20 protein-coding genes are annotated in these 23,643 nt (G+C 63.8%); 13 read left to right on the top strand and 7 right to left on the bottom strand.

Annotated features, from left to right (window positions below):
• Positions 1 to 54: 54 nt before the first annotated feature.
• The 9 genes from CR917_RS14740 to CR917_RS14700 all read left to right on the top strand — a co-directional run bounded on the left by CR917_RS14740 (position 55) and on the right by CR917_RS14700 (position 10,463).
• On the top strand, positions 55 to 1,791 hold the full coding sequence (locus CR917_RS14740) for an amidohydrolase (protein WP_043864009.1): 1,737 nt from the start codon (positions 55 to 57) through the stop codon (positions 1,789 to 1,791).
• A gap of 14 nt (positions 1,792 to 1,805) precedes the next feature.
• Positions 1,806 to 2,807, top strand: a complete 1,002-nt coding sequence (locus CR917_RS14735) for a GTP-binding protein (protein ID WP_104572547.1) — start codon at positions 1,806 to 1,808, stop codon at positions 2,805 to 2,807.
• A 186-nt stretch (positions 2,808 to 2,993) separates the two neighbouring features.
• Positions 2,994 to 4,595, top strand: coding sequence for a 5-guanidino-2-oxopentanoate decarboxylase (locus CR917_RS14730; protein ID WP_104572546.1), 1,602 nt, complete (start codon positions 2,994 to 2,996; stop codon positions 4,593 to 4,595).
• 73 nt (positions 4,596 to 4,668) lie between these two features.
• Positions 4,669 to 5,448 (top strand): ABC transporter ATP-binding protein, encoded by a 780-nt coding sequence (locus tag CR917_RS14725; protein ID WP_043864096.1) that lies wholly within the window; start codon positions 4,669 to 4,671, stop codon positions 5,446 to 5,448.
• 80 nt (positions 5,449 to 5,528) lie between these two features.
• The gene (locus CR917_RS14720) at positions 5,529 to 6,305 is read left to right on the top strand and encodes a transporter substrate-binding domain-containing protein (protein WP_104572545.1); all 777 of its coding nucleotides are present in this window, start codon (positions 5,529 to 5,531) and stop codon (positions 6,303 to 6,305) included.
• Between the two features lie 36 nt (positions 6,306 to 6,341).
• Positions 6,342 to 7,055 (top strand): ABC transporter permease, encoded by a 714-nt coding sequence (locus CR917_RS14715; protein ID WP_043864005.1) that lies wholly within the window; start codon positions 6,342 to 6,344, stop codon positions 7,053 to 7,055.
• 10 nt (positions 7,056 to 7,065) lie between these two features.
• The gene (locus tag CR917_RS14710) at positions 7,066 to 7,755 is read left to right on the top strand and encodes an ABC transporter permease (RefSeq protein ID WP_043864004.1); all 690 of its coding nucleotides are present in this window, start codon (positions 7,066 to 7,068) and stop codon (positions 7,753 to 7,755) included.
• Positions 7,756 to 7,799: 44 nt separating this feature from the next.
• Complete coding sequence (locus CR917_RS14705) at positions 7,800 to 8,981, top strand: pyridoxal phosphate-dependent aminotransferase (protein WP_043864003.1); 1,182 nt, start codon at positions 7,800 to 7,802, stop codon at positions 8,979 to 8,981.
• Between the two features lie 21 nt (positions 8,982 to 9,002).
• Entirely contained in the window at positions 9,003 to 10,463 is a 1,461-nt protein-coding gene (locus CR917_RS14700) for an aldehyde dehydrogenase family protein (RefSeq protein WP_104572544.1), read from the top strand.
• A 315-nt stretch (positions 10,464 to 10,778) separates the two neighbouring features.
• On the opposite strand, the gene CR917_RS14695 is transcribed toward CR917_RS14700, so the two are convergent.
• The 7 genes from CR917_RS14695 to CR917_RS14665 all read right to left on the bottom strand — a co-directional run bounded on the left by CR917_RS14695 (position 10,779) and on the right by CR917_RS14665 (position 16,465).
• Positions 10,779 to 11,087 (bottom strand): hypothetical protein, encoded by a 309-nt coding sequence (locus tag CR917_RS14695; protein ID WP_054914380.1) that lies wholly within the window; start codon positions 11,085 to 11,087, stop codon positions 10,779 to 10,781.
• 32 nt (positions 11,088 to 11,119) lie between these two features.
• Positions 11,120 to 11,533, bottom strand: a complete 414-nt coding sequence (locus CR917_RS14690; protein ID WP_054914381.1) for a hypothetical protein — start codon at positions 11,531 to 11,533, stop codon at positions 11,120 to 11,122.
• 51 nt (positions 11,534 to 11,584) lie between these two features.
• Positions 11,585 to 12,193 (bottom strand): His-Xaa-Ser repeat protein HxsA, encoded by a 609-nt coding sequence (hxsA, locus tag CR917_RS14685; protein ID WP_104572543.1) that lies wholly within the window; start codon positions 12,191 to 12,193, stop codon positions 11,585 to 11,587.
• Positions 12,190 to 13,419: a His-Xaa-Ser system radical SAM maturase HxsC gene (gene hxsC / locus CR917_RS14680; RefSeq protein ID WP_054914383.1), complete on the bottom strand. Its 1,230-nt coding sequence runs from the start codon at positions 13,417 to 13,419 to the stop codon at positions 12,190 to 12,192. Before hxsC ends, hxsA begins: the two co-directional genes overlap by 4 nt.
• A gap of 5 nt (positions 13,420 to 13,424) precedes the next feature.
• Positions 13,425 to 14,912 carry a His-Xaa-Ser system radical SAM maturase HxsB gene (hxsB, locus tag CR917_RS14675; RefSeq protein WP_054914384.1) on the bottom strand — a complete coding sequence of 496 codons (1,488 nt, stop codon included), beginning with the start codon at positions 14,910 to 14,912 and terminating at the stop codon, positions 13,425 to 13,427.
• On the bottom strand, positions 14,909 to 15,208 hold the full coding sequence (gene hxsD / locus CR917_RS14670) for a His-Xaa-Ser system protein HxsD (RefSeq protein ID WP_104572542.1): 300 nt from the start codon (positions 15,206 to 15,208) through the stop codon (positions 14,909 to 14,911). The genes hxsB and hxsD overlap by 4 nt, the downstream gene beginning before the upstream one ends.
• Positions 15,209 to 15,550: 342 nt before the next feature.
• Positions 15,551 to 16,465 (bottom strand): LysR family transcriptional regulator, encoded by a 915-nt coding sequence (locus tag CR917_RS14665; RefSeq protein WP_043863986.1) that lies wholly within the window; start codon positions 16,463 to 16,465, stop codon positions 15,551 to 15,553.
• Between the two features lie 198 nt (positions 16,466 to 16,663).
• On the opposite strand from CR917_RS14665, the gene CR917_RS14660 reads away from it, so the two are divergent.
• The 4 genes from CR917_RS14660 (at position 16,664) to CR917_RS14645 (ending at position 23,625) form a co-directional block, all read left to right on the top strand.
• Positions 16,664 to 17,686, top strand: coding sequence for a zinc-dependent alcohol dehydrogenase family protein (locus tag CR917_RS14660; RefSeq protein WP_043863985.1), 1,023 nt, complete (start codon positions 16,664 to 16,666; stop codon positions 17,684 to 17,686).
• Positions 17,687 to 18,233: 547 nt separating this feature from the next.
• The gene (locus CR917_RS14655) at positions 18,234 to 19,643 is read left to right on the top strand and encodes a hypothetical protein (RefSeq protein WP_104572541.1); all 1,410 of its coding nucleotides are present in this window, start codon (positions 18,234 to 18,236) and stop codon (positions 19,641 to 19,643) included.
• A gap of 71 nt (positions 19,644 to 19,714) precedes the next feature.
• The gene (locus CR917_RS14650; RefSeq protein ID WP_104572540.1) at positions 19,715 to 21,367 is read left to right on the top strand and encodes a VRR-NUC domain-containing protein; all 1,653 of its coding nucleotides are present in this window, start codon (positions 19,715 to 19,717) and stop codon (positions 21,365 to 21,367) included.
• Complete coding sequence (locus CR917_RS14645; protein WP_104572539.1) at positions 21,364 to 23,625, top strand: ATP-dependent DNA helicase; 2,262 nt, start codon at positions 21,364 to 21,366, stop codon at positions 23,623 to 23,625. Before CR917_RS14650 ends, CR917_RS14645 begins: the two co-directional genes overlap by 4 nt.
• Positions 23,626 to 23,643: the final 18 nt, after the last annotated feature.

Genomic DNA, 23,643 nt, shown 5'->3' with positions numbered 1-23,643 from the left:
TGGTTTTCTTGGACTGGTACCGCGCGACGGTGCCATGCAAAGGTGTTCCCTGCGATGAGTGCGATGACCGATTACCGCTCCAGCCATGTGCCCGGCCCCCAAGGCGCCGCCGACCTGGTGTTTCTGAATGGCCGCATCTATACGGTCGATGAGTCTGCCCCCTGGGCCGAAGCCGTGGCCATTCGCAATGGCAGCTTCGTCGCGGTGGGCAGCAACGACGAGGCGAAGGCGTTCGTCGGCCCGCGCACCCAGGTGGTGGACCTGGACGGCCGTTTCGTGATGCCGGGTATCTACGACATGCACACCCACCCGGACCTCAAGCTTGCGCCCGGGTACTCCGGCTACCTCGAAGTCGGCGTCAGCGATCCGACCCCGGAGCAGGTGCGCCAGGCCATTCTCGACTATGCGGCCGAGCACCCGGGCGACGGCTGGGTGTATGGGCAGTACTTCGTGCGCTACACCTTCAAGCAGGCCGGGCTGGTGCCGTCGCGCCAATGGCTGGACAGCGTGCTGCCGGACCGCCCGGTGGCGATCCTGGATCGCTCCTGGGGCTGCATGATGGTCAACTCCAGAGCGCTCGAGATCGCCGGGATCGACGCCGACACCATCGACCCGCGCCACGGCTACATCGAGCGCGACAGCGTCACCGGCGAGCCGACCGGCATCCTGGTGGACGGTGCCTATGCACTGATGCACGCCGCCATGCCGCCCACGCCGCAACACGCCCTGAAGCGTGCCTATCGCGAAGGGGTGTGGTTCCAGAGCGGTCATGGGGTGGTGGGCACCAAGTATGTGCACGTGTGCGAGCACCGTCTCAATGCGCTCAAGGCCATCGACCAGGCGGGCGAGCTGTCGGTGCGCGTGGAGGCCGCGATCAGCTGGCAGGACGACATCTTCCCGGTCAAGCGTCGCTGGGAGCTGCTGGCGGGTGAGCGTCACTTCTATCGCAGCGCACGGCTCAACGCCAATGCGGTCAAGTTCCACTTCGACGGCACCCACGAATCGCGCTCGTCGTACCTGTCCAGCGCATGGCCGGGCGAGGAGCGCTGGCGCGGCCACCTCAACCTGACCCCCGAGCACATCACCGACATGGTGGTGGACATGGACCGCCGGGGTATCCGGGTCATCGCCCATTGCACCGGTGACGGCGCCTCCGACCTGTTCCTCGATGCCGTGGCCATGGCGCGGGCCAAGAACGGGCCCGACGGCGTGCGCCACCAGTGCGCCCACAGCACCACCTTGCTGGATGCCAACCTGCCGCGTTTTGCCGCGCTCAACGTCACCGCCGAGTTCTCCCCGGTGGGCTGGTTCCCTTCATCGTTCGCCAACGCCCGCGCCGTGTTCGGTGAGGACCGCATGCAGCGCGCCTACAACTTCAAGGGCGTGTTCGAGCATGGCGGCGTCGCGGTGATGGGCACCGACTGGCCGGTGTCCAGCATCAACCCCTGGATCGGCTTCGAGGCGATGGTCACCCGGCAGAACCCGTTCGGCGAGGAGCAGGGCAGTTTCTACGGCTCGCCCATCAGCCTGGAGCAGGCCATGCGCGTGATGACCATCAACGGGGCGTGGTGCATGGGTATCGAGGACAAGGCCGGCTCCATCGAGACGGGCAAGTCCGCCGACCTGATCGTGCTCGATCGCAACCTGTTCGAGGTGGAGCCCAAGGGCAACATTCACAACACCCAGGTGCAGATCACCGTGCTCGAAGGTGAAATCACCTGGGACCGCAACGGCGAGTTCGATGCCGGCACCCACGCGGCCACCTGGCGCCGTGAACTCCCCAACTTCTGAGGCGGGCCGTTTTGATGAACAAGCAGTCTCCCATTCCGGTGACGCTGGTGTCGGGGTTTCTCGGCTCCGGCAAGACCACCCTGCTCAACAAGATCCTGGGCAGCGATCATGGCTTGCGCATGGCGGTGATGGTCAATGACTTTGGCGCGATCAACATCGACAGCGAGCTGATCGTCAGCCAGACCCAGACCACCCTCAGCCTGGCCAACGGCTGCATCTGCTGCACGGTTGAAAGCGACCTGATCGAGCAACTGGGGCGCCTGCTCGGCGACCGGCAGAACCGCCCGGAGTACATTCTGATCGAGGCGAGCGGGGTGTCGAGCCCGGGCAAGATCGCCCGCACGCTGAAGTACCCGCAGTTTCGCGATGCGCTGTCGATCGACAGCATCATCACGGTGGTGGACACCGAGCAGTTCGGGCAGCTCGAGGGCGAGATGGCGCAGTTGGCCATGGACCAGCTGGACGTGGCGGACATCATCGTGCTGAACAAGGTGGACCGGGTCGAACGCAGCCAGATCGAGGCGCTCAAGAGCCGCTGGCTGTACCCCCGGGCGCGAATGCTCGAATGCCAGTATGGCGATGTACCGCTGGAGCTGGTGCTGGGCGTGGGGCGCGGCAACCCGCTGGCGTCGTTCACGCCGGCCAAGGCGGCCTCAGCGCCGAGCCTGGGCGGGCACGTGGCAGATCACGCCAGCGTGTTCGAGTCCTGGAGTTTCGCCAGCGACAGACCGATGGCGCTCGACACGCTGCGCGCGACGCTGGCGCAGCTGCCGGCGTCGATCTATCGGGCCAAGGGCACGCTGCACATCGCCGAAGTGCCGGGCAAGCGGTTCATCATGCACCTGGTCGGCAGCCGCTGCGAGATCCTGCCCGACCGCGCCTGGGGCGATGAAACGCCCCACACCCGGCTCGTGTGCATCGGCAAGCGCGGCACCCTGGCCCCCGAGGCGCTCGAAGCCGGCTTCCAGGCGTGCGTTATCCACACAAATGACAAGCTTTATTCACATCATGGGTGAAGCTGAATTGGCGACGGCCTCCGGCAGGTTCAGCAATATGGGTGGTAGTGGCCTTCTGGCCTGTGCGGAGGGGGCAGGAGTGGTGAGCAGATATCAACAATCAGCCAAATTTAATTCGATTGTGGTTGCCCAGCATCTACTGAAAAATGCCTCGGCGGTCTGGTAAAAATAACAGGAGAAGACCCAATGACTAGTTGTGCTCAGGCGCTCGTCAAACTGCTTGAAGGTTATGGTGTGGACACCGTGTTCGGTATTCCGGGCGTGCACACTGTTGAGTTGTATCGCGGATTGCACGGTAGCCGGCTTCGCCATGTCAGCCCTCGCCACGAGCAGGGCGCAGGGTTCATGGCGGACGGCTATGCCCGAGCCAGTGGCAAGCCGGGGGTGTGCTTCATCATCACAGGCCCCGGCATGACCAACATTCTGACCGCCATGGGCCAGGCCTACGCCGACTCGGTGCCGATGCTGGTGATTTCCACCACCAGCCGTCGCGAGCACCAGCGGCTGGGGCACGGTTACCTGCACGAACTGCCTGACCAGCGCGCGATGGTGGCCGGCGTGTGCGCCTTCAGCCATACCCTGCAGCGCCCGCAGGAACTGCCGGAGGTGATTGCCCGGGCCTTCGCGCTGTTCGGTTGCGCCCGGCCGCGCCCGGTTCATATCGAGATCCCGCTGGATGTGCTGGAAATGCCGGCCGATGGCCTGGACCTGAGCCCTCGCGCATTGCCGCTGGCCAGCGCGCCTGCCGAGGCGGCCGTACAGCAGGCCGCCGCCTTGCTGGGCGCGGCACGCCGGCCGCTGATTCTCGCCGGCGGCGGCGCGCGCGGTGCCAGTGATGCACTGCGGGCACTGGCCGAGCGCCTCCAGGCTCCCGTTGCGCTGACCACCAATGCACGCGGCATCCTGCCGCCTGCGCACCCGCTGCTGCTCGATGGCGTGCAATCGTCCGCCCATGGCCGTGCACTCTTTGCCCAGGCCGATGTGGTGCTGGCGGTGGGTACCGAGCTGGGCGAAACCGACTACGACTTCTTCGGCCTCGGGCCACTGGCCCTGCAGGTGCCGGTGATTCGCCTGGACATCGACCCGATGCAGATCCTGGGCGTGCAACGCGCAGCCGTCGGGCTGCTTGGCGACGCACGGCTGGGGCTGCAGGCCCTGATCGCAGCGCTGCCCGGGGCGGCCGCAGACAGTGACTGGGCCGCGTTGAACGTGCAGCGGGTCAATGCCGCCGAGCGCGGCAGCTGGACCGGCAGGCAGCAGGCCATGCAGGCGCTGCTGGATACGCTGCGCGACAGCCTGCCGGCGCCGATCCTGGTTGGCGATTCGACGCAGCCGGTGTACCAGGGCGCGCTGGGCTATCGCGCACCGGCCCCGTGCACCTGGTTCAACGCCGGTACCGGGTACGGAACGCTGGGCTACGGCCTGCCGGCGGCCATCGGTGCCAAGGTTGCCCTGCCTGAACGTGCCGTGGTGGCGCTGGTGGGCGATGGTGGTTTGCAGTTCTCGAGCGCCGAACTGATCGCGGCGCGCGAGCACGGCATCGGGGTCATCCTGGTGCTGTGGAACAACCAGTGCTACGGCGAAATTCGCGACTACATGACGGCGCGCGACATTGCGCCCCTGGGCGTGGACATCCTCACGCCGGACTTCGCGGCCTTCGCACGCTCCTGTCATGTGCAGTACCACACCGCCGGCAGCCTGGACGGGTTGCGCGATCTGCTGCAAGGCCTGGAGAGCGGCGAGCCGCATGTCATCGAACTGAACGCCTCGGACTTTCTGCCTGCCTGACGGGGCTGTCCGGTCGGGTTGATCAACAACAATGGGACATCGAAGCATGATCCACGAAAAAGGGCTGCCAAGCATGCAGTCGACCCCCGTCGTCGCCATCGATGACCTGCACAAGAGCTACGGCGACCATCACGTCCTCAAAGGGATCTCCCTGCGTGCCCATGAAGGGGACGTGGTGTCCCTGATCGGTTCCAGCGGCTCGGGCAAGAGCACCTTGCTGCGCTGCATCAACCTGCTGGAGATTCCCAACGCCGGCAGCCTGCGCGTGAACGACGAGGAAGTCAGGTTCAGGCAGGGGCGTGGCGGGGTGCGCGAGATCGCCGACCTGCGCCAGGTCGAGCGGCTGCGTGCGACCCTGAGCATGGTGTTCCAGAACTTCAACCTGTGGCCGCATCGCACCGTGCTGGAGAACGTGATCGAGGCCCCGGTGCATGTACTGGGTGAGAAGCGCCAGGACGCGATCGCGCATGCCGAGCAGTTGCTGGAGAAGGTCGGGCTGGCCCACAAGCGCCACGACTACCCCTCGTTTCTGTCCGGTGGCCAGCAGCAACGGGTCGCCATCGCGCGGGCACTGGCGGTACGCCCCAAGGTGATGTTGTTCGACGAACCTACCTCGGCGCTGGACCCGGAGCTGGTGGGCGACGTGTTGAAGGTGATCCGCGACATCGCGCAGGAGGGCCGCACGATGATCCTGGTGACCCATGAGATGGCGTTCGCGCGGGATGTCTCCACCCAGGTCGTGTACCTGCACCAGGGCCAGATCGAAGAGCAGGGCCCACCGCAACAGGTGATGCTTGACCCGCACAGCGAGCGGTGCCGCCAGTTCGTGATGGCGCAGAACAATCGCTCATAACAACACTATTCATCCGCGGGGGCGTGCCCCTGCATTGTCCGCTGCCAAAAACCAAACAATAGCTGCATAAGGACTGTTAAATGAAAAAGACACTCGTTGCTGTCGTGCACTCGCTCCTGCTGGCCGGGGCGATCAATGTCGCTCACGCCCAGGACAAGGTGGTGTTCGCGATTTCCCAGGAACCCTACCCGCCGTTTTCCTTCAGAAACAGCAATGGTGCGTGGAGCGGTTTCGAGCCTGACCTGATCAGCGAAGTGTGCAAGCGCATGCAGGCCGAGTGCTCGCTCAAGGGAATGGCCTGGGACGGCCTGATTCCGGCGCTGCGCTCCAAGCAGGTGGACGTCATCATGAACTCGATGTCCATCACCCCCGAACGTGAGCAGGTGGTGGACTTCAGCGACCCGTACATCGAGACGCCCGCACTGTGGGTCGGGGATGCCGCCCTGGAACTGACGCCCACCCCGGAAGGGCTCAAGGGCAAGATCATCGGCGTGCAGGGCTCGACCAGCCATTCGGCCTACGTCAAGGAGTACTTCGGCAAAGGCTCGACCATCCGCTACTACAACGACCAGGACGACCTGCTGGCCGACCTGCGCAGCGGCCGCATCGACATCATGCTGGCCGACAAGATCTCGGTGGAGCCGATGCTGGCACTGCCCGACAACGCGATGCTGGCCGGCAAGGGCGTCGCGCCGGCCGACCCGCTGTTCGGCAAGGGCATCGGCGCGGCGGTGCGCAAGGGCGACGATGCCCTGCGCGAGAAGCTGAACCAGGCGCTCAAGGCCGTGCGTGAAGACGGCACCTACGACGCCATCGGTGCGCGCTACTTCAAATCCAGTGTCACAGCCGCCCAATGAGGCGGTTGAAACCTGCGCGGGTGATCGGGTGCCTGTATGACCATTTCTGAAATGTCCAATCTGCTGTTCGCCGAGGGCTGGATTCAAACCCTGGCTCAGGGCGCGGTGAAAACCCTGGGTATCTCCCTGGGGGCCTTCGCGCTGGGCCTGTGCATCGGCCTGCTCGTCGCGTTGATCAAGCTCAGGGGGCCACGCTGGATGGTCGCCTGTGCCAACTGCTACACCACGCTGTACCGCGCCGTGCCGGAACTGCTGCTGATCCTGCTGCTGTACTACGCAGGCACCGACCTGCTGAACCTGGCGATGGCCGCGATGGGCCGGCCCAGTGTCGAGATCAACGGTTTTCTGGCTGCGGTCGTGGTGCTGGGGATTGTCCAGGGCGCCTACTCGGGTGAGGTGATTCGCGGCGCCGTCGAGGCCATTCCTGCGGGGCTGGTGGAGGCCGGCAGGGCCTACGGCATGTCGCGCGCAAAGCTGTTGAGCCGGATCATCCTGCCGTGCATGTTGCCGTTCGCCATCGCGGGCCTGTCGAACCTGTGGCTGGTGCTGGTCAAGGAAAGTGCGCTGATCAGCGTGGTGGGCTACAGCGAACTGCTGACCGCCGGGCGTCAGGCGGCGGCCAGCACCAAGCACTACCTGCTGTTCTACCTGGTGGTCGCGGCGTTCTATTACGTCATCACCCTGGTTTCCAGCATGGTGTTCCGCAAGTTCGAGGCCGGCTTCGAACGCTGGATGCCCAGGAACGTATAAGGGGACGATCATGGATTTGACTTGGCTGAATGATTTTTCCAGTGAACTGCTGCGCGGTGCCGGCCTGACCGTGCAGTTGCTGCTCATCTCGGCAGGCTTCGGGTTTGTACTGGCCATCGCGATGGCCCTGGGGCGCCTGTCCAACAGCGTCGTGCTGGCCAACGCCTGCCGGTTTGTCAGCAGCGTGATTCGCGGCACGCCGCTGCTGGTGCAGATCTACATCCTGTATTACGGCGTCGGCAGCGTGCTGGCCAGCTACCCGCTGATCAGGGGCGGGGTGTTGTGGCCCTACCTGCGCGAAGGGTTCTGGTATGTGGCCCTTGCACTGACCTTGAGCGTGGGGGCGTATGTGGGCGAAGTGCTGCGCAGTGGCCTGCGCGCCGTACCCAGGGGCGAGCTTGAAGCGGCACGCGCCTATGGCATGCGCCGCGGGCAGATCCTGCGCAGGGTCTGGTTGCCGCGGGCATTGCAGATGGTCAGGCCGACCCTGGCGGGGGAGAGCGTGATGCTGCTCAAATCCACGGCGCTGGCCTCCACCGTCGCGGTTACCGACCTGCTCGGCGCCGCCAACATCGTGCGTTCGCAGACCCTGCGGGTCTATGAGCCGCTGCTGTTGGTGGCGATCACCTACATCGTCCTGGCCCTGATCATCGAAAAGAGCTTCAAGTTGATGGGCACCACCTCGCAGCGTCGAGTCTAGTGGCTAACGTATTGGCGTCGGTCTGTACGCCACAAGGAATTCAAATGAAGTATTCATCTCTGGTTCAACGCATCAGCGGCGAGAGCGTAGCCGCATGGGACATTCACTATGCTGCCTGCCAGGCGCAGGAGCGGGGCGAGAACGCGATCATCCTCAGCATCGGCGACCCCGATTTCGCGACGGACGATGCGATCTGCGAGGCCGCGATCCAGGCCCTGAAGGCCGGCGATACCCACTACACCCCGGTAGTGGGCCGGGAAAAGCTGCGCGAAGCCATCGCGGCCAAGCAGCGCAAGCTGCTGGGCATACCGGTGGCCGCCGAGAACGTCGCGCTGGTGGCCGGTGCGCAGAACGGCCTGTACGCCGCAGCCATGTGCCTGTTCGAAAGCGGCGATGACGTGCTGGTGCCCGAGCCGATGTACCTGACCTACGCTGCCAGCGTGCAGGCATCCGGTGCGCGGCTGGTGTGCATCGAGCAGCCTGCCGAGAAGGATTTTCGCCTCACGGCCCAGGCGCTTGAAGCCGCACTGACCCCCAACACCCGTGGCATCGCCCTGGCCACGCCGAACAACCCCACCGGCAACGTCTACACCCGCGAGGAGCTGGAGGCGGTGGCGCAGGTGGCCCGGCGTCACGACCTGTGGGTGATCTCGGACGAGGTCTACTGCCAGCTGACCTACGACGCGCCGCACATCAGCATCGCCAGCCTGGAGGGCATGGCCGAGCGCACGGTGGTGCTCAACAGCCTGTCCAAATCCCACGCGATGACCGGCTGGCGGGTCGGCTGGGTGGTGGCGCCCACGAGCCTTGTCCAGCACCTGGACAACCTGCTGCTGTGCATGCTCTACGGTCTGCCGGGCTTTGTTCAGGAAGCCGCGCTCAAGGCCATCGAGCTGGACGATGAGATCGTCGCCTCGGCCCGCGAACTCTACACCCGCCGCCGTGACCTGATCGCCCGGGAGCTGGACGGGGTGCCGCTGATCAAGGGCAAGGTGCCCGAGGCGGGCATGTTCATGCTGCTGGACATTCGTGCCACGGGCCTGTCGGGTGTCGACTTTGCCTGGGCGCTGTTCCGCGAGACCGGCGTCTCGGTACTCGATGCCCAGGCCTTTGGCGCCAGTTGCGCGGGCTTCGTGCGGGTGTCGTTCACCGTCGCCGACAAGGACCTGCTGGACGCCTGCCAGCGGATCCGCCAGTTCATCGAGAAGCTGCAGGCCGGCCTCTGAGCCGCTTGCGAAGGAATGACGATGCTCCCTCCTGAATGTTCATCCGAAGTGCTCGCCGGCGTGCTGATCGGCGAGCAATGGCTCGCCGACGGCCCGCCGCTCGAGGTCATCAACCCCTCCACCGAGGCGTTGATCGCCACGGTAGGCGGGGGCAATGCTCAAACCGTCGAGCTTGCCGTGCAAAGCGCCGCTGCAGCGTTTGCGCAGTGGTCAACCAGCACTGGCGCGTTGCGTGCCCAGGTGTTGCGCCGCATTGCCCGGGGCATACAGCAGAACCGCCAAGCCCTGATGACGCTGCAATCGCGCAACAACGGCAAGCCATTGGCCGAAGCGGGGCTGGACGTGGACGACGTGATAGCCACCTTTGACTATTACGCCGACCTGGCCCAGGGCCTTGACGCTGCACAGGACCGTGGCGTGGAGCTACCTGCCAGCGACTATGCCGCGCGCTTGCGCCGCGAGCCGTGTGGCGTGGTTGCGCTGATCGTGCCGTGGAACTTCCCCATGGTCACCACGGCCTGGAAACTGGCGCCGGCCCTGGCGGCGGGGTGCACGGTGGTGCTCAAGCCATCGGAGGTCACGCCGTTGCCGGAGCTTGCACTGGCGCGGATCATTCTCGAGGCGGGCCTGCCGGCGGGCGTGTTGAACATCGTGTGTGGTACCGGCCTGGCCGTGGGCGCACCCTTGTCGGCGCACCCGCAGGTGGCCAAGATCTCTTTCACCGGCAGCAACGCGGTGGGGGTTCAGGTAATGCAGCGCGCGGCAGAGACAGTGAAGGGTGTCAGCCTGGAGCTGGGCGGCAAGTCTGCGTTGATCGTGCTGGAGGACGCCGACCTGGAACTGGCGGTCGAGCTGACCTGTGGCGGCGGCTTCTACAACGCCGGCCAGATGTGCTCGGCCACCAGCCGGGTGCTGGTCGCCGAGCACCTGGCGGACGCCTTCGTGGCAAAGGTCAGGGCCCGCGCCCAGGCGATCACCGTTGGCGACCCCTTTGTCGACGGGGTGCAGATGGGTGCGCTGGTCAACCGTGCCCAGTACGAGCGTGTGCTGGCGCACATCGCGCGCGGGCTGGCTTCCGGCGCCCGGCTCGAGTGCGGTGGTGGGCGCCCGCAGGGCTTGGCGCAGGGGTTCTACGTTGCGCCGACGGTGTTCACCGACGTGGCGCTGGACAGCAGCTTGTGGAACGAGGAGATCTTCGGCCCGGTGATCTGCATCCGCCGTTTCGGCACCGAAGCCGAGGCCATTGCGCTGGCCAACCAGGGTGATTTTGGCCTGGTGGCCACGGTGGTCGGCCGCGACCGAGTTGCGGCCAACCGGGTAGCGGATGCCTTGCAGGCCGGCATGGTCTGGATCAATGCGCCTCAGGTGATCTTCCCGCAGACCGCCTGGGGTGGGTACAAGCAGAGCAGCATCGGGCGCGAGCTCGGCCCCTGGGGGCTGGCAGCGTTTCAGGAGTTGAAGCATGTGGTGAGTGCTGGTTGATTGGGGGGGCTGATGGCGTGCTGTTGCGTCGATGATTCACTGCATCGGCAGCTTTGAGGGGCTGCATCCTGTCGCTCGGTTGCCAGCTGGTACTGGCGGTCCGTCTGTGGCTTGTCGTGATGTGGCAGGCCGGCAGGGGGCTGTTGCAGGCTGTCAGGGGGGGCACAGAACATTTTTGACAAGGCTCTAGGCAGGCAGAAAAATTTAAATGAGTTTGCAAAGTGTCTAGAGAGTCCGGGGCGATTAAGTACCTCTTGTTCTGCCAGCTCAGGCAGATGACCCCGTGGCGGCCCTTCAAGCCACCACGCGTTCAGCTTATTTAGTTGGCACGAATGGCGAATCAATCGGCTGGCAGACAATTCGCCACATCCCGCGTACGCCGTCTTCGACCCAAGTGCCTTCCAGCACATTCGAGCCTTCGAAGCGGTGCAGCGTTGCTCTACCGTCGAAGCCTTCTGCTTGCAGTTCGTAATGCCCCGGGCCTTTTGCCTGGCCTCGGTATTGCCAGGTCTGCCCCGCGTCGTCATAGGAGACGGTGATAAACTCGATGTCGATCGTAACCTTGCAGGGTTGATCGAACGAAGCGGCACTGCCGGGGCGGAAGGTGTCCATTTTGGCGTACATGTTGGCGTCCTTGTAAAGATATCAGCAGCGGTTCAGGGCAGCAGCCAAGTGCTGTTTGGGGTGGTTGACCGGATGCCGACTGCCTGGCACTGCTCCAGAATCGGCAGAATGTAGGTGATGTTGGTAGGGCCCGGCTGGCCTTCTGCTCTATAACGAGCCGCCCGGCAGAGTGGGCCAGCTTCTTCGTAGTTGTGATTGGAGCCGATTTGCACAGCGTGTGCTTGGCCGAAATGATTGTTACCGGCGAGGTAGTCCAGCGTTTGCTGAAAAGCTGCTCGAGTCAGCGCCAACTGCGAGTCTTCCGATCCGGTCTCAATCACAACACGATTTGCATCAACGGTCGTGATCCGGAAACGGGCGCGACGCGACGGTGTTTGCAGTTCCTTGCCTTGTAGGCGGCTGATCAATGCCCAGAGAGTGTTGTCGACTTGAATGATGTGCTGCATTGGATAACTCCTTCGTTGCTGAATGGACGCTAGCTTTAGCCCTGAGGCGACTTATGGAATCTTGATACCCAACGCATTCAGCGATGGCGTATCCATCCGACCATTCACGGTCAGCCCACTGTCCATCTGAAAGGCCATCAGCGCACCACGTGTCGCCTTGCCCATCACCCCATCAATGGCGCCTTGGTAATACTGACGCACCATCAGCGCGGTCTGCACACGGGTTACCAGGTTGCTTTTCTGCTCATTGGTCGCGCGGCTCTTTGAAGTGCTCGAACTCGTCCCGCTGGTAGTGCCAGTCGACTGATAAAGGCTGTTGCTGCTGGACGTGCCGCTCGAAGCACTCGGCGCGCTGTAGCTTCGGGTGCTGGTAGCGGGTGGGCTGTAGTAGCGAGGTGCGCTATAGCCACCCGAGCCGCTGTAGTGAGAACTGTGCGAGCTGTGGGACCGGTGTGAACTGTGCGAGCGATGTGCCGCATAAATGTTGACGGTGTCTGGCGCATTGAGCGTATCGGCAAATACTGGGGGCTGTAGCTTGTCGTTGGGTTGCCAGTTCGCATCGGCGAGCGACAGATGGCCTGCCTGTGCCAGGGTGGTACCTGCCATTGGCATCAAACTGATCCCACTGATCAGGACTTTCCAGCGGTCGAGCAATTTCACTGTGCACTCCTTGCATAGGCGCTAAAGGCCTCGGTCGATAGTAGTTGTATGCCGCGGCTCTGCCAGCGGTCGGTGTGCGATTTGAAGAAGCCAGAGCAATGTTTCACCGCAGCGCATTGCTGGCAGGTATCGATGAACAGGTTCTTCCAGTCCGAGATGCTCTGGCGGGCGAAACGCGAGAGGTGTGCCGGGATCAGGCACAGGGGCAAGTTGTAGATCGAAACCGGCACTCCGCGGTTGAACAGGAAATACACGGCCTGGCTCAATGATTCCTGATAGTCCAGCGGGTCAATCCACAGTTCTTCGTAGTTCTTCCTGGCCAGGCCGGTACTTTCGATACCCATCAGTGCAACGTGCCGCACGAAGGGCAGGTTCCTGAACACGTAGTGGGCGAGTTCTGGCAAGCGTGGCGTGGTCAGGCGGTTGAGCACCACGCGTACCTCGATGATCTGGTTGGCGCGCGCCAGATTGTAAAGACCTTGCAAGGTTTCGCTGAACGCGCCTGGAGCCTGCACTACATGGTCATGGTCTTCGGCATTGTCGGCATACAGCGGGATGCCCCAGCTCAACTGAGGGTGGCCGATTGCAGAGAGCGCTGCGATCCAGTTCGTGTCGTGGAACAGACGCCCGTTGCTGAGCACATGAATGGATTTCTGCGGCAAGACGGCTTTGCACTTGGCCAGGATTTCGAGCAGGCCGTCGCGATAAAGCGTTGGTTCTCCGCCGCTGATTCCCAGATTTTCCTCGCCCGGGTCCATCAGGTCGATCAGCCGTAGGTTCTCTTCGATGTGCCAACGGTCATCGATATCTTTGGGCGGCTGCGAGCACATCAGGCAGAGGCTGTTGCAACGATCGGTCATGAACAGCAGGTTGCTGTCTGAGCCTCGTCGATAGAGCACTCGCACCATCGCGTTGCCTGGTGTGATGGCAATGACATCGCCGGGCTGCACGACATCCGCATCTTTAGGGGTGTGCAGGTGTGGCCGCGCGCTGTCGAAGTCGCCGATCAATGGCTCCGGGATCAGGAATCCACCCACTGGTAACGAGAGCAGATGCGGGCTCCGTAGCCGTTCTTCGTTTGGCAGCCAAAGCAGCAGGTCACCGAACTCAGCACTTCCGGCACAAACAGCCAGGCCTTGTTCGATGAACTCATCCAGAGTGATGACCTTGAGCAGTTTCGGCTCATTCAGGTTATGGATTTCGAAGTGGGTATCTTTTCGCAGCATCGCCTTCAGCCCTTGTACCCCGGGAACCGGACATCACTGTAAGAGCGCCTGTTCAACCAAGACAGCAGCACCCTCTGCACGTTGTCGTCGCCATCGCGAAGCAGGCCGAAAAGATGCTTCAGCAGCCCCATGTTCTTCTTGCAGAAGCTGCTGAACACTCGGTGTCCGATCGGGTCAGCTTGGCGGGCATAGTGTTCGATGGGGTCAGCGCCACAGTACGGGACAAGTGCGCAATCGGAGCAGCCCGGCAGCGCCTCTGCAACACCACTGGCGAGCAACGCATTCATGACGGGCGATGTGAGTAATTCAGACAAGGGTTGCTGCACGGTGCCGAGCCTCAAGCCTTCTTCACCCATCTCCAGCAGCATTCGGGCTTCGTCCGAGGGATAGACGTAACCGTCATAGTTGTAAACCAGCGCCGCAGTGCCAGCGCCAGCAGGGGAACGCAGGTCTACGTAGCCGGAGGAAAAGGGTGTCAGGATATTTTTCAGCAACAGGCTCGTATAACTTTCGCAAAGGTATATGCCCTGTTGATTGATATTCAGCAAATAGGCCAGTGCCTTCTTGTAGAAGACCAGATATCGCTCAATAGGGTAATCAAGTCGATGGGCACTCTTGGTGGCAAAGCCATAAGGGCTAAGAGGCCGAAGCGAAATGCTGGAGAAACCCTGGCTAACATACTCATCGATGATCGCTTCAGGCTGTTCGAGGCTTCTGGAAGTCAGCGTGGTCAGCGCGGAAACTGCATCTTGGCCAAGGCGCTCACGGACCCACTGGATGCCTTTTACAGTACGTTCGTAGGAGTCTCGTGAAGGAGTAGGGCGGTTGGCATTGTGCAAGGGCGCCGGCCCATCGAGCGAGGTCGAAAACTGGATGCGATGTTGTTCTGCGAAGTCGAGTATTTGCTCCGTCAGGTGGTGCAGCGTGGTTGTAATGACGAATTGGATATCCCGCTGTTCGACCACGTTCCGTTCAACGACCCATTCGACAATCTGGCGGACGCGCTCGAAGGCCAGAAGCGGCTCGCCACCCTGAAACTCCACAGTCAGTGCGGGAGCGTTCGATTCGAACAGGCGATCGACCGCCGCCTGCGCATCCGCTTCCGACAGGTCGTGTCCGGATCCTCCCAGAGGGGCCCGCGACACCTGGCAGTACTGACAGGTGTGGTTACAGCGCAATGTAACCACGAACAAGTGCAGTGCAGGGCCCTGGAAGAGGAAGTCCTTGCGGCTGCGATACTGCGCTGCCATTTCCGGGAACGGGTCGTGGCAGCCTGGTTCGTAGATGAAGTGGCGGGCCAGAAGGTCCTTGTAAAAAGGCGTACTTGCTTGAACGTCGAAGTAACTGAGGGCTCGTAATTGCGCGTCGTTCACGTGCATGTACTCACCGGTATCGGAGGTGAGCAGGATGTCACGGTCATGTCCCGTGTTCATGCGCATGAAACGAAAAGGCAGCAAGCGATAATGCTTGGCGTCCGTCGCAATCAGTGTCACTGGGAAATCCCACATCCAGCGAGCGCGGCTCGGGCCAAGACTTCGTGCAACCCTGCTGTTTCGCGGTTGATATGGTCGCGTAGGGCGAAGTCGTTCAGATGCTGAAGGATCTGCGAGTGGGCCTGCTCCGGGGAAAGCATTAACCTTGCTTTAGCGGGGTGGACCGTGAGGCTTATCTGATTGGCTTCAATGCCGACCTGGATCGTGAAAGTATCGGCAAGGGAATAAGCGGTGCGTTGTACCACGTTGAGCGGGTAGGCTGCGCTGTCGAGTTTCAGCGTGACTGGCCATGTCATCGGAACCGGTCCTTCAAATCCTTTGGGGGCGTGTGGATTTTGCCGATTGAAGAGGCATTATGCCATCATAATTTTTTACATTTGCACGCATTTGTTCAGCGTGGTGGATGGCGCGCTCACAACGACTCGGCCATTGATGCGGGTAGGGGCGGGGGCTCATATCCCTTCAGTCCATTCACCCTCATCAATAGCCTGCTTGCCGCCAGACTGGGGGCATCCTTTTCAAACCATCCAAAGCATGCCCTCAAATATGCCCAAAATGTAGCAATTAGCTGGAAGTAAATGGCTCTTTGAGGCTCGGAAAAAGTAGAAATGACCAGCTAACAAGCATGTGCGAAGCCCCTAAAGACTATCAGGGTCGCCGAAGAACATCTGAATCCGCGACCGCAACCACCGCTCCCCCGGATCATTGTCCTGCGACCCGCGCCACGCCATATGCAGCTCGAAGCTCTGCACCTCCAGCGGCGGGTCTTCGGCGCGCAGGCCGCCGGCGGCGGTCAGCTGCTCGGCGGTGTAGTCCGGCACCGTAGCGAGGATGTCGGTGCCGGTCAGCAGGCTGCCCAGGCCGTTGAACTGCGGCACGGCCAGCACCACATGGCGCTTGCGCCCCAGCTTCTCGAGGATCTCGTCCATGAACCCGCTCAGGTCGCCGGCAAACGACACCAGGGCATGCGGGCGTGCGCAGAATTCATCCAGGCTGAGGCTGCCCGGCTTGCTGTCGGCACGCAGCACCTTGGGCCTGCTGCGGCGCAGCACCTTGCGCTTGGCGTTGGCCGGCAGGTCGCTGGTCCAGCTCACGCCCACCGAGATTTCACCCGACGCCAGCAGCGAGGGCATCAGCAGGTAGTTGACCCGGCGCACCACCAGCACGATGCCCGGCGCCTCGGCGCGCACACGTTTGAGCAGTTGCGGCAGCAAGGCGAACTCGGCGTCGTCGGAGAGGCCGATGCGAAACACCGCCGTGCTGGTGGCCGGGTCGAAGTCGGCAGCGCGGCTTACCGCCGTGGAGATGGAGTCCAGCGCCGGGGAGAGCAGGGCGAAGATCTCCACCGCCCGCGCCGAGGGCTCCATGCTGCGCCCGGTACGCACGAACAGCGGGTCGTCGAACAGGCTGCGCAGGCGCGACAGCGCCGCACTGATGGCCGGCTGGCCGAGGAACAGTTTTTCCGCGGCGCGGGTGACGCTGCGCTCGTGCATCAAGGTCTCGAACACGATCAGCAGGTTCAGGTCGACGCGACGCAAGTCGTTACGGTTCATCGGCTTCGCTTCATAGGTCTGGTCGGGGCAGGGGTGAATCTTAAGGGCAAAGACGGTACCCTGCACCGCATAAATTGCGCAGCAGGCGCTATCACCAATCAATGACAGGCATGTTGACTATTAATGGCCACTGATGGTCTAACCGCTATAGCCCCGATAGAGTTGCGGGTATTAGAGGTTCACTAGGCGAGGTTTGCGATGTCCCGCATGATCCGTTTTCACAAATTCGGCCAGGCCGAGGTGCTCAAGTGCGAGGACGTGGCCACGCCGCAACCGGCTGCCGGTGAAGTACAGGTGCGGGTGCAGGCTATCGGCATCAGCTGGTACGACGTGCTGTGGCGGCAGAACCTGGCGCCGTCCCATGCGCGCCTGCCGGCCGGCATCGGCCACGAAATGGCCGGTGTGGTGACCGCCCTCGGCGCCGGCGTCGACGACCTGGCCATCGGCGACAAGGTCGCCAGCTTTCCGGCCACCAGCCCCAACGAGCACCCGGTGTATGGCGAGGTCATCGTGTTGCCGCGCAATGCACTGACCCGCTACCCCGATATCCTCAGCCCGATCGAGGCCAGCGTGCACTACACGCCGCTGCTGATCGCCTATTTCGCCTATGTCGACCTGGCCCGGGCCAAGGCCGGGCAGACCGCCCTGGTCACCGACGCCAGCCACTGCGCCGGGCCGGCCTTCGTGCAACTGGGCAAGGCCCTGGGCCTGAAGGTGATCGCCGCAACCAAGGACAGCGCCGAGCGCGACAACCTGCTCAAGCTGGGGGCAGAGAAGGTCATCGTGACCGAAGAGCAGGACCTGCTCATGCAGATCAACAAGTACACCGACAACCGTGGCGTGGACATGGTGCTCGATGGCCTGGGCGGCCCGCAGATGTCGTTGCTGGGCGATGTGCTGGCGCCACGCGGCAGCCTGGTGCTGTACGGCCTGCAGGGCGGAAACCAGACGCCGTTCCCGGCCTGTGCGGCGTTCCAGAAGAACATCCAGTTCTTCGTGCACTGCGTGAGCAACTTCACCGGCAAGCCGGAGCTGGGCATCACCCAGGACCAGGTGGCGCTGCAGCGCGCACTGCGCGATATCAACCAGTTCACCGCCGACCGCCAGGTATTGCCACACATCATCAAGGCCTACCCGTTCGACGAGGTCGTCGCCGCACACCGCCACATGGACGAGTGCCCGTGTGGAGGCCGCGTGGTACTGGTGCTGCCTGACGCCTGACAGGCTGCGCGACACGCCAAGCCCGAGCCGAGTCTCGGGCTTTTTTGTGGAAATTTCTTATTAAAGTTTCAGATGTTTCCTATTTAACTTGTGCGGACTAAGTACGGCGCTTGCGTTATGTTGTGGGCGTGGGAATAAAGACTTTCCGGTGTCCGTAAAATTACATCTTCGCGTGGAAGGGCTGCTGTTTCCTATGGGCGTCGGGCACTGTCGTGCCTAAGGCGGCGCTGTTCATCCAACCATCAATCATCTCAAGGAGCGAGATATGGTGTGCCAGCTGTACTGTTCATGGAGGTGGGGCCCTCGCACGCAACGCGCCGGGGGGGCGCTGTCCGGGGCAAGGGTGGTCATCGGGCGATGCTGTTTCGACCTGAGTCGGAATAATCGTAGGAAGTTGTAAGAAACATCCTAAGACCATCATTCTTTTTTTAATTCACTTTGCCGTTGTTACGCAACGATGTCCTGTTACCCGCATCGGGTAACTTCCGGCTGCCGGCAGTCGTTATCGAATCAGGTATACACCATGAGTACCCTCCACGATCAAGCCATGACTCACATTTACCAGCAGGTCTTGCAGCGACTGCTCGAGTGCCTTACCCAGGGCCAGCGCGCGTCGCTGCAATTGCTTATCCAGCGCATGCTGGTGGCCGCCGGCGGGATCGAGCGCATAGGCGACTTCAAGGTGATGCTGGCCCATGGCGGCGGCAAGGACAGCTCCTTCGCCCTGGCGTTTCTGCGCGCCGCGCAGTTGAGCATTGCGGCGCGTGCGCCGGCCACCTTCGAGCTGCGCGTGGTCACCGCCCGCCATGTGGGCATGTCGACGGCGGTGATCGAGAACATCGAGCGTGGCTATTCGGCGCTGGTGCTGCATGACGACCTGCGGGTCGAGCTGCTGGTGCTGGACGACGGCGGCCTCCAGCACTTCGATGCACTCAAGCCGCTGTCGCCGCGTCAGCAGCAGGTCGAGCGCTTCGACACCCTGGTTGCCGGGCACCTGACCGCCGGCCAGGTGCGGCCGATGTTCTGCAATCGCTTCTACCTGGCGCTGGCCGAACTGTACCGCCAGGGCATGGGCTGGGAGGGCGGGGTGGACGCATTGATCAACGCCGACCCGATGCCCGAGCGCAAACGCTACCTGGCGTGGGGCCGCCGCATGATGCGCGAGGCCGGGTTGAGCAGTGCAAGGCCGGCCCACTCACACCCCGGCGCCCTGTTGCAGGGCCTTGGCCAACTGCGCCGCATCTACCTCAACGAGGTGCTGGGTCTGCCAGCCGAGCCCCTTCGGCAGGTCCCGGCCCCCCGCCGTATCCCGCGCTTCATCGACATCGCCGACCTGCTGCAGGACAGCCAGCAGGGGCAGAGCGTGCTGCTGCTCGAATTTCTCAAGTTTCGCTATGACGAGCTGGCCCTGGGGTTCAGCCAGTCGGCCTGTGCCAACCCGTTGCTGATGGCACACCTTGCCGGGCTGCGCGCGCAGTGGGTGCAGGGGCAGGACTATGCGCTGGGCATTGCCGAGCACCTGCAGCAGGTCAAGGCCCAGCTGCGGCGCAAACCGGTGCCGGCGGCGCTGCAGGCACTGGCCATGGAAACCTGGCAAGACCGCGAGCGCCACGGCCAGCGCCGCCGCCTGGCGGACAACTTCGCCCTGCAGGGCTACAACCTCAACGAAGAACAGCTGGCCTGCCTGCTGTTCGCGCCCTTCGTCGACCGCGGGCGCAACCTGGAGCGCTTCGTACAGGCGCGGCACCCCGGCATGCAGGCGGCGCTGCCCTACCTGCACAAGGCACTCAAGGGCGCACCCTCGCCACAGCCCATGGTGCAATGGCTGGAGGAGATCAGCGGCTTGTCCCTGAGCACGCTGCAGATGCTCTACCAGCGCGAAAGTGAAGCGGCCGCCGGTGGACGTTCGCTGCTGGCGCGGGCCCGCGACAGCGATCCGGGCCGGTTGCGCCATTGATCCGCTGAGGTTGCCAAGCCCGCCTGTCTGTATGTATAACCAGTGGATTCCTTCTGCTGGTTACCCGCTCCGTGATCGCCCATTCCGTCGCCGACCCGTTCTATTACCTGTGCAACTTTCAGCAGGTACTGGCCTGGGTGCAACTGCGCTACGCCGACCTGCTCGATGAACACGAACACGCCTTCATTCAACAGTTCGCGACGCTGGGCCAGGCCTCCCAGGCCCTGCTGGTACGCATGGTGATGCGCAAGGGGGTGATGTTTCGCGCCAGCAAGCTGACCTACCTGGAAATCGGCGCAATCGAGCCTGCCGCCGCGCCGCTGGTGGCGCTGGGCTGGCTCGACGACCAGCCGAGCCTGGGCCTGGACCACCTGTTCCAGTTGCTGCGCAAGGACGAAATCGCCCGCTGTTTCGCCGACGTGCTGGAGCGCCCGCGGGCTGCCAAGGGCGAACTGCTCGAACAGTTGTCGGCGCTGTATGCCGAGGCCAGGCCCCTGCGTCAGTGGTGGCCCGAATTCGACGAACCGGTGTACGTGCTGCACCTGCAGGCGCTGTGCGATCGTCTGCGCCTGCTGTTTTTCGGCAACCTGCACCAGGACTGGTCGGAGTTCGTGCTCGCCGACCTTGGCCTGCTGCGCTACGAGCAGGTCGCGTTCGGCGAGGATTCCCGGGCGCTGCGCGAGCGCGCCGATATCGACCTGTGCCTGGCCCTGCACACTTGTGCCGAGCAGTTCGAGGCCGGGCAGCCGGTCGAGCAGGTGCTGGCACTGCTGGACGGCCTGCAGCCGAGCAACCCGTGGCTGGAGCGGCGCCGCGCCAGGTTGCTGTTCCAGCTTGGCCAGCATTGCGAGCGCAGCGGCGACTGGGCCCAGGCCCTGAACATCTACCCCCGCAGCAACCACCCCCAGGCACGCATCCGGCATATCCGCGTGCTGGAGCGCAGCGCCGATCATGCCGCCGCCCTGGAGCTTGCCAGCGTAGTGGGCGCCAAACCAGCCAACGCGCTGGAGGTCCAGGCGCTGGCGCGCATCTTGCCCCGCCTGCAGCGCAAGCTGGGCGGCCCGCCACAGCGTCGGCGCGCCCCGGCAGCGATCAGCCGGCTGGACCTGTGCCTGCCTGTCGATCTGTCGACGCTTGGCGTGGAGCAGGCGGTGCAGGTGCACCTGGCGGCCGAAGACGGGCCGGTGCACTACGTCGAGAACACCCTGTTCAACAGCCTGTTCGGGCTGCTGTGCTGGGAAGCCATCTTCGCGCCCGTGCCCGGCGCGTTCTTCCACCCGTTCCAGAGCGGCCCGCTGGACCTGCACGATGCCGGCTTCCAGGCGCGCCGCGCCGAGCATTTTGCCGCCTGCCTGGGGCAACTGGACGATGAGCGCTACCGCCACACCATCCTGGCCAACTACCAGGCCAAGCACGGCCTGCAATCACCCTTCGTGTACTGGGAACTGCTGGATGCCACGCTGTTGCAGCAGGCCCTGGACTGCCTGCCGGCGGCGCACCTCAAGCGCTGCTTCGAGCGCCTGCTGGAGGATATCCAGGCCAACCGCGCCGGCATGCCCGACCTGATCCAGTTCTGGCCCGGGCAACGGCGCTACCGCATGATCGAAGTGAAGGGCCCGGGCGATCGCCTGCAGGACAACCAGCTGCGCTGGATCGCCTTCTGCACCGAGCACGGCCTGCCCGTCGAGGTGTGCCACGTGCAGTGGGCACAGCCGGCAGCATGAGCTACAAGGTAGCGGTGCGTGCGCTGTGCGAGTTCACCGCCAAGGTCGGTGACCTGGACCTGCGCTTCACCCCATCGCCCTCGGCCCAGGAGGGCATCACCGGCCACCGCACGGTGGTCACGCGCCGGGGCCGGGGCTATGAGTCGGAGGTGGCGTTGGCGGGGCAGTTCGAGCAGTTGCAGGTACGCGGGCGTGCCGACGGCTACAACCCGGCGCTCAACCGCCTGGAAGAGATCAAGACCTACCGCGGCGACCTGGCCAGCCAGCCCGACAACCACCGCCAGCTGCACTGGGCACAGGCCAGGGTGTATGGCTGGCTGCTGTGCCAGCAGCGAGAACTGGCCGAGGTGAACCTGGCGCTGGTGTACCTGGACGTGGACAGCGACCGAGAAACCCTGGTGGAGGCCCGCCATACCGCCGCCGAACTCGAGCAGTTCTTCATCGCCCAGTGCACGCTGTTCCTGCGCTGGGCCCAGCAGCAGATGCAACGCCAGGCCTTGCGCAACAGCGGCCTGCAGGCGCTCGCGTTCCCCCACGCCAGCTTTCGTATCGGGCAGCGCGAGCTGGCCGAAACCGTGTACAAGGCGGTAAGCACCGGCCGCTGCCTGATGGCCCAGGCCACCACCGGCATCGGCAAGACGCTGGGCACACTGTTCCCGTTGCTCAAGGCGATGGTGCCGCAGCAACTGGACAAGGTGCTGTTCCTGACCGCCAAGACGCCGGGGCGGGCGCTGGCGCTGGAGGCCGTGCAGCGGGTCATGCACAGCAGCCCCGAGCTGGCCTTGCGTAGCCTGGAACTGGTGGCACGGGAAAAGGCCTGCGAGTTTCCCGGCACCGCCTGCCACGGCGAAGCCTGCCCGTTGGCCAAGGGTTTCTACGACCGCTTGCCCGCCGCCCGCCAGGCCGCCGCGCAGCAGCCGGTGCTGGACCAGGCCCGCCTGCGCGAGGTAGCCCTGGCGCACCAGGTGTGCCCGTACTACCTGGGGCAGGAGATGGCGCGCTGGGTGGATGTGCTGGTGGGCGACTACAACTACTACTTCGACCAGAGCGCCTTGCTGTTCGGCCTGGCCCAGCTCGACCAGTGGCGGGTGGCGGTGCTGGTGGACGAGGCGCACAACCTGGTGGAGCGTGCACGCCAGATGTACAGCGTGAGCCTCGATCAATGGCAATTGAAGGCCCTGCGGCGTGATCCCCCGGCAGGCATGGCCAATGCCTTGCAGCGCCTTGACCGGGCCTGGAACGCCGTGCACAAGGACCAGGACGTTCCCTACCGCGCCACCGGCCAGTTGCCCGAGGCCTTTCTCAAGGCGCTGCAGCGTTTTGTCAGCCATGTGCAGGACAGCATGAACCAGCAGCCTGCCGGCGTCGAAGGGCCGCTGTTGCAGCTCTTCTTTCAGGCTTCGCAGTTCCTGCGCCTGTGTGAGGTGTTCGACGAGCATTTCGTGTTCGACATCAGCAAGCGCGACGGCCCGGGCCGGCGCAGCCTGTCCACCCTGTGCCTGCGCAACGTGGTGCCGGCGCCGCTGATCGGCCCGCGCATGGCCGTTGCGCGCAGCGTCACGCTGTTTTCCGCCACCCTCAGCCCACGCCATTACTACGCCGACCTGCTCGGCCTGCCGGCCGACACCGCGTGGCTGGACGTGGCCTCGCCGTTTGCCGCCGAGCAGTTGCAGGTGCGCGTGATCAGCAGCGTGTCGACGCGTTTCCAGCACCGGCAGGCGTCACTGGCGCCGATCGTGGAACTGATCGCCGAGCAGTACCGCCTCCAGCCGGGCAACTACCTGGCGTTCTTCAGCAGCTTCGACTACCAGCAGCAGGTGGCGCGGCTGCTGGCCGAGCGCTACCCGCACATCGTGCAATGGTCGCAGTCGCCCGGCATGGACGAGGCGCAGCGCAAGGGCTTTCTCGAACGCTTTGTCGAAGACGGGCAGGGCGTGGGCTTCGCCGTGCTGGGCGGGGCGTTCGGCGAAGGGGTCGACCTGCCGGGCACCCGGCTGATCGGCGCCTTCGTTGCCACCCTGGGGCTGCCCCAGGTCAACCCGGTGAACGAGCAGCTCAAGCTGCGCATGGGCGCTCTGTTCGACGCGGGCTTCGACTACACCTACCTGTACCCCGGCGTGCAGAAGGTGATCCAGGCGGCCGGGCGAGTGATACGTGGCACTGAAGATCGCGGTGTGGTCATGCTGATCGACGACCGTTTTGCCGAGCCCCGGGTGCAGCGGATGTTTCCCGGCTGGTGGGCACCGCAGTACAAATAGTCGCGGCGGGCGGGATCG

The organism is Pseudomonas sp. BRM28 (genome assembly GCF_002939405.1).
GTDB classification, from domain to species: domain Bacteria; phylum Pseudomonadota; class Gammaproteobacteria; order Pseudomonadales; family Pseudomonadaceae; genus Aquipseudomonas; species Aquipseudomonas palmensis.
The sequence above is the reverse complement of the archived record's forward strand: the minus strand, read 5'-3'. Positions and strand labels throughout refer to the sequence as shown.

Coding starts and splice junctions, on each gene's coding strand:
- CR917_RS14740 (WP_043864009.1), top strand. CDS start 55: ATGAGTGCGATGACCGATTACCGCTCCAGCCATGTGCCCGGCCCCCAA.
- CR917_RS14735 (WP_104572547.1), top strand. CDS start 1,806: ATGAACAAGCAGTCTCCCATTCCGGTGACGCTGGTGTCGGGGTTTCTC.
- CR917_RS14730 (WP_104572546.1), top strand. CDS start 2,994: ATGACTAGTTGTGCTCAGGCGCTCGTCAAACTGCTTGAAGGTTATGGT.
- CR917_RS14725 (WP_043864096.1), top strand. CDS start 4,669: ATGCAGTCGACCCCCGTCGTCGCCATCGATGACCTGCACAAGAGCTAC.
- CR917_RS14720 (WP_104572545.1), top strand. CDS start 5,529: ATGAAAAAGACACTCGTTGCTGTCGTGCACTCGCTCCTGCTGGCCGGG.
- CR917_RS14715 (WP_043864005.1), top strand. CDS start 6,342: ATGACCATTTCTGAAATGTCCAATCTGCTGTTCGCCGAGGGCTGGATT.
- CR917_RS14710 (WP_043864004.1), top strand. CDS start 7,066: ATGGATTTGACTTGGCTGAATGATTTTTCCAGTGAACTGCTGCGCGGT.
- CR917_RS14705 (WP_043864003.1), top strand. CDS start 7,800: ATGAAGTATTCATCTCTGGTTCAACGCATCAGCGGCGAGAGCGTAGCC.
- CR917_RS14700 (WP_104572544.1), top strand. CDS start 9,003: ATGCTCCCTCCTGAATGTTCATCCGAAGTGCTCGCCGGCGTGCTGATC.
- CR917_RS14695 (WP_054914380.1), bottom strand. CDS start 11,087: ATGTACGCCAAAATGGACACCTTCCGCCCCGGCAGTGCCGCTTCGTTC.
- CR917_RS14690 (WP_054914381.1), bottom strand. CDS start 11,533: ATGCAGCACATCATTCAAGTCGACAACACTCTCTGGGCATTGATCAGC.
- hxsC (WP_054914383.1), bottom strand. CDS start 13,419: ATGCTGCGAAAAGATACCCACTTCGAAATCCATAACCTGAATGAGCCG.
- hxsD (WP_104572542.1), bottom strand. CDS start 15,208: ATGACATGGCCAGTCACGCTGAAACTCGACAGCGCAGCCTACCCGCTC.
- CR917_RS14665 (WP_043863986.1), bottom strand. CDS start 16,465: ATGAACCGTAACGACTTGCGTCGCGTCGACCTGAACCTGCTGATCGTG.
- CR917_RS14660 (WP_043863985.1), top strand. CDS start 16,664: ATGTCCCGCATGATCCGTTTTCACAAATTCGGCCAGGCCGAGGTGCTC.
- CR917_RS14655 (WP_104572541.1), top strand. CDS start 18,234: ATGACTCACATTTACCAGCAGGTCTTGCAGCGACTGCTCGAGTGCCTT.
- CR917_RS14645 (WP_104572539.1), top strand. CDS start 21,364: ATGAGCTACAAGGTAGCGGTGCGTGCGCTGTGCGAGTTCACCGCCAAG.